Source organism: Sphingobacterium sp. UBA7253, from assembly GCF_002472745.1.
Taxonomy (GTDB): domain Bacteria; phylum Bacteroidota; class Bacteroidia; order Sphingobacteriales; family Sphingobacteriaceae; genus Sphingobacterium; species Sphingobacterium siyangense.
In genome coordinates this window covers 1-3,848 of record NZ_DKSP01000096.1, presented here as the reverse complement: position 1 = coordinate 3,848, position 3,848 = coordinate 1, and the positions used below count along the sequence as shown (strand labels likewise).

The window sequence follows — 3,848 nt, the reverse complement described above, 5'->3', positions numbered from 1 at the left end:
AGAACGTATTCAACGTTGCACCACTTTCCCCTAGTATAGTATTGATACGGGTTAAAGCCTGATGGATGTAATGAAGACGTCGATCCCTTTTATCCTCCAATTGCATCAAAATTTCCTCGTCAAATATAAATATAGGTAGTACCGGATAACCCAAAGCCAGCGCGCGAGCAAGCCCGGCATTATCATCCAGCCGTAAATCACGACGAAACCAAAACACAATAATTTTATTTTTTTCCATAAAAACGACCAATATTTACCATCATTACCCATGTTAACAATTTTAAAGGGTAAAAGGTTAACTCAATAATTAGGTAAAAATACCTCTATAAACAGACTGAACCATCAAAGGTACTTGAAATTCCCCTTGATGGTTCAGCATTGAATAATTTTATTGTGTTAGTTTTTCAAACTTGCCATGTCAATAACAAACCGGTATTTAACATCACTTTTCAATAGTCTATCATAAGCATGATTGATATCCTGCATTTTAATCAGCTCTATGTCGGATATAATATTGTGTTTACCACAAAAATCAAGCATCTCCTGTGTTTCGGCTATCCCCCCGATCATCGAACCTGAAAAACTCTTACGTGTTGGAATCAGGCTAAAAGGAGCCACAGGAAGTGGATGCTCAGGAGCACCAACAAGAGTCAGGGAACCATCTCGTTTCAATAAACTTAAATAGGCATTGATGTCATGCTGTGCCGAAACACAATCTAAAATGAAATGTAAAGTTCCCGCATGCGCTTTCATTTGTTCTGCATCAGTTGACAAGATCACTTCATCGGCACCTAAACGTTTGGCGTCATCCACTTTAGACGCAGACGTTGTAATGACAACAACTTGTGCTCCCATTGCTTTCGCTATTTTTACCCCCATGTGTCCCAAGCCGCCGATACCTACGATACCTACTTTTTTTCCTGGTCCCACATTCCAATGCCTCAAAGGCGAATAAGTGGTAATTCCAGCACATAATAAAGGCGCTGTTGCTGCAAGATCCAAATTTTCAGGAATGTGGAGCACAAAATCCTGGTCTACTACAACGCGTTCGGAATAACCGCCGAATGTCTGTTTATTAAGGTGCTTATCGTGTCCATTGTAGGTTTGAATATTTCCACTTTCACAATATTGTTCCAGTCCTTCCTTACAACTTTCACATTCGCGACAACTATCTACCATACAGCCTACACCAGCCAAATCGCCGACTTTAAACTTGGTCACCGCTGAGCCAACTTGAGTAATTCGCCCCACAATTTCATGGCCGGGTACATTCGGATAAACGGTCCCACCCCATTCGTTTCGCGCTGTATGTAAATCCGAATGGCAAACTCCACAAAATAAGATATCAATCTCGACATCTTTCTCCGTCACTTCGCGACGTTCAATATCCATCTGTTTTAGATCGGCCGTTGGTGCACTTGTTCCAAAAGCTCTAATTGAAAATGTACTCATACTTGATAAAATTGTTGTTTTCTGTTTTAAATGACTGCATAAAATTCCTATGTACAACACAGATTCCATCCGCACGATAAAATTAACCAATGGATGGAAAAAATGTTTTGAAGGAACGATAACAAAAGTAAAAAGCAACTTTCAGAATTATGTTGCCATAAAGCTCAAGTTGCTGTTTCTTTACGGCTCACCGCATCATGCTTGAACATCTGCGATAAGCTAAGCTTTGTAAACCGCACGGGTTCGTCAGGATTTTCTACCTGTACAGACGGATTAATCAGTATCTTCTACCTGTACAAATTGCATTGCCAACCCCTGTTTCTGGCAGATGTTCAGAATAGAAAATTCCAATCGGGTACTAATCCGCAGGACAAGCAAAAATTGCTGATCATCCAACAATAAATCAATATTTTTTATCTCCGGGAAACTCTGATAGAGAAAATGATAAATCTCGCTGGCTTTCCACTTCAGCTTACGAGATAAAGAATAAACAACTTTATACATATTTAGATTATTTCAAAATTTTAACGGCAATTTGTTGTAATTGGTGGTTCAAAAAAGGCATCTGTTTCAGTTCCTCAAAATCTCGGGCTAGTCGAACCTTTTTATTTTCATTTTCCAGCGCAAGAGCGAGGCTATCCAAGCTCTCCACATCATTGTGTATCAATAAATAACAATCAATATCGGGATCCAGTACCCCCATCATTTCAGGGCGGATCGTTTCCTCTGTCTCCACCATGACCAAAACGCATCTTTCTGATGCAAAGCTATCCACCGACTTGCCTACTTTCGCATTTAACACCATAGTTGTCATCCTGTTTATTGTCTGTATAAAAAGAATCGATCAATCAAAATAGACATATTTTGTATTTTTGTCGAAACCACCTTCTAAAAAAAGAACGATATACGTCCCTATTATTTACAATAACTTTTTCTCGTTATCCTGTCGAATGGCTAGCGCAGCCCCTTAACACATATACTTGTCAACCAGGAAAGCCTAGCTTCAAAATCCGGAAAACGATCAAAAAGTAAAACTTCCTGCTCAAAACAACGTGATGTTGTCACTAACATTTCCGATAAAAACAGGATATCCTTTTCCTCCAAGGCCTGAATTTCTTCTTTCCTAACGGCTAATTCAATCATTTCACGAATCAGCTTAATCTCGTCGTCCAGCATGTAACGTGTTTTTGAAACCATCAGGGCCGGATCGGATTTCATATCTTCGAATGCGAGATGAAAACGTTTCGTAATTAAATTAATCTGACGTAGTTTTGCTTGTAAAAAACCAACTAAATTATCTTCCAGTGAAGCGTCCCTGTTATAAGTTTTACTCGCGACCTCAAACACTTGCTGACATAAGTACTCCGCAATCGCATCAAAGACATCCATCTTACTGGTAAAGTAGTAATATAACGTGCTCCGCCCCTTTCCACAAGCTTTTGAAATATCCTGCATGGAAACCCTTGCAAATCCATAGGTTTCAAACACTTTCATGGATGATAAGATAATTTCCTCTTTAATATTTTCTTGTTGACCTGTCATTAATCGACAAATCTACAAAAAATGTCGAAAAATCAATTCACCCAGCCAACTTTTTTTCGCCACTCATTATAGGTGTCGTTCTCCTGATCCAGAAATGGAATTCGCTTCACATCTTCAATTTATTCATTTCTTTAGGATTAAGGGGTAAAAGGTTCATTGTGCTCCTTAAGCTGTTTATTGCATTTTTATCTTCCACGGGATAAATACTGCCACAGCTGCTTAACTGTGTCCCATAACGTTGCGGCTTACTTTTGAAAACCTGAATTCGATCGTGCAAATAAGCCAGATTTGCGAGATTGACGTCCAAGATATTATCAAGAAGCAACTGATAACAATCTTGCATAAATTGAGGTTCTCCTATCGCATGCTGAACAATCAGCCAAGCTGAATTGCTAGCTGCTTCGCCGACTTTTGAAATAGTTGGATAACCTATTTCGGCAATGATTTCACGTAATCTTTTTGCATTCCGTCGGTGAATTGTTTCCATCTCCACATGATATCCACCATGAAGCTCTCCCCTCTGCAATAACTTTTCCCGCATTGATTCGTCGTCCTGCGCTAATCGGATAATCTCTTCCGCAATATTTCTATATAACATCTCAATTTTCTAAAATTTTTAATACGTATTTTACTTCTCTAAATCCTTTCCGCCTCGGCCGGTAACCTATTACATTCATAAGCTATTTTGCTCAACTATTGCTAGATTACATTTGATTTGAATACATCGACGGAAATACACTACGTTTTATGTATAATCTTATTCAGGTGACTTACATCAGTCAGCCCAAATTCAGCGACAATTTCCTTTAAGGTAACTCTTCCTGTTGCTATTCTTTGACGTATTAATGTATTGC

6 protein-coding genes are annotated in these 3,848 nt (G+C 38.9%); all 6 read right to left on the bottom strand.

The genetic code is table 11. The features are described from left to right. Nucleotides 1-238 (bottom strand): deoxyribodipyrimidine photo-lyase (locus B2X72_RS09255; protein ID WP_286849301.1); only part of this gene is annotated, 238 nt, incomplete at its 3' end. A 158-nt stretch (nt 239-396) separates the two neighbouring features. Next, complete coding sequence (locus tag B2X72_RS09250; protein WP_201639082.1) at nt 397-1,452, bottom strand: NAD(P)-dependent alcohol dehydrogenase; 1,056 nt, start codon at nt 1,450-1,452, stop codon at nt 397-399. Between the two features lie 273 nt (nt 1,453-1,725). Further along, complete coding sequence (locus tag B2X72_RS09245; protein ID WP_046674596.1) at nt 1,726-1,956, bottom strand: hypothetical protein; 231 nt, start codon at nt 1,954-1,956, stop codon at nt 1,726-1,728. Nucleotides 1,957-1,963: 7 nt separating this feature from the next. Next, nucleotides 1,964-2,257: a hypothetical protein gene (locus tag B2X72_RS09240; RefSeq protein WP_070565396.1), complete on the bottom strand. Its 294-nt coding sequence runs from the start codon at nt 2,255-2,257 to the stop codon at nt 1,964-1,966. Between the two features lie 149 nt (nt 2,258-2,406). After that, a complete protein-coding gene (locus B2X72_RS09235; protein WP_070565398.1) occupies nt 2,407-2,994 on the bottom strand; it encodes a TetR/AcrR family transcriptional regulator in 588 nt (195 codons plus the stop codon). 106 nt (nt 2,995-3,100) lie between these two features. Continuing rightward, entirely contained in the window at nt 3,101-3,592 is a 492-nt protein-coding gene (locus tag B2X72_RS09230; RefSeq protein ID WP_083295905.1) for a DUF6624 domain-containing protein, read from the bottom strand. Nucleotides 3,593-3,848: the final 256 nt, after the last annotated feature.